This is a genomic window from Nocardia nova NBRC 15556 (assembly GCF_001613005.1).
GTDB classification, from domain to species: domain Bacteria; phylum Actinomycetota; class Actinomycetes; order Mycobacteriales; family Mycobacteriaceae; genus Nocardia; species Nocardia nova.
Genome location: NZ_BDBN01000193.1, coordinates 1 through 1,106, shown reverse-complemented (window position 1 = coordinate 1,106; position 1,106 = coordinate 1). Strand labels below are relative to the sequence as shown.

General features: G+C 65.0%; 1 protein-coding gene. It reads right to left on the bottom strand.

Features of this window, described 5'->3' with window-relative positions:
* Window positions 1-47: 47 nt before the first annotated feature.
* Window positions 48-950 (bottom strand): IS5 family transposase, encoded by a 903-nt coding sequence (locus NN2_RS35670; protein ID WP_063019674.1) that lies wholly within the window; start codon window positions 948-950, stop codon window positions 48-50.
* Between the last annotated feature and the right edge of the window lie 156 nt (window positions 951-1,106).

The window sequence follows — 1,106 nt, the reverse complement described above, 5'->3', positions numbered from 1 at the left end:
GCTAGGGAGTGTTTCGAAGTGGTGAGGGTGGGCCGTTCGGCCCGCCCTCACTCATGTTTGAGCCATTGATTGATCGCAGCGATGTGGACCGTGGCCTGGTAGCGGACGGCGAGCTTGTCATAGCGAGTGGCCACTGCCCGATGCTGTTTGAGCTGGTTGATGCCGCGTTCGACAGCGTTGCGGTCCCGGTAGACAACCGCATCGAACGCTGGCGGGCGGCCACCGGCCATACCGCGGTTGCGGCGATGCGCGGCCTGGTCCGCCGGAATCGGGATGGTCACCCGGATCCCGTGCCGGCGTAGCCAATCTCGATTCCCACGACTGGAATACGCCTTATCGGCCAACACCCGCACTGGGCGTGATCGTGGCCGACCGCGACCGAGTTTGGGCACCTCGATCCCGTCGAGGACCGCTGTGAACTGGGGACTGTCACCGGCCTGCCCAGGAGTGACCAACAGCGACAGCACCCGGCAGCCCTGTTCACAGGCCAGATGCAACTTCGTCGACCAACCGCCCCGCGACCGGCCCAGCGCATGATCAGCCGGCTCCCGAATCACACCACCGGGCGGCTCGGCCTGTCTGTCACCGTCGCGACGGGCCCCGGCAGCGTGCTGATGGGCCCGCAGGACCGTCGAGTCCACACTCACCTGCCACACGATCCGCCCGTCCACGTCAGCGAACGCCTGCAACAGCTTCCAGATCAACGCCCACACCCCGGCACGCTGCCAGCGCCGGAACAGCCCATACACCGCCAGCCACGATCCATATGCCCCTGGCACGTCTCGCCATGGTGATCCGACCCGGGTCCGCCACCGGATCCCGTCAATGAGCTGTCGTTTAGTCCACTGCGGCGGGCGTCCCGCCTTTTTGTTCCGGGGCAGCAACGGTTCCAGCCGAGCCCATTGGGCATCGGTCAGGTCCGCGCGCCCCGCCACCGCTACGCTGGCCACGAGGTCTCCGGTATTCAGGGTTCTTCTTCGACAGCTGAACCAACTACCGGAGGCCTCACCTATATGCCAACGCGGACAACAAATTTCACTGAACAGTTGATGGGGTGGCACCGCTGCGCGCTACCACCCCATCAACTACTTCGAAACACTCCCTAG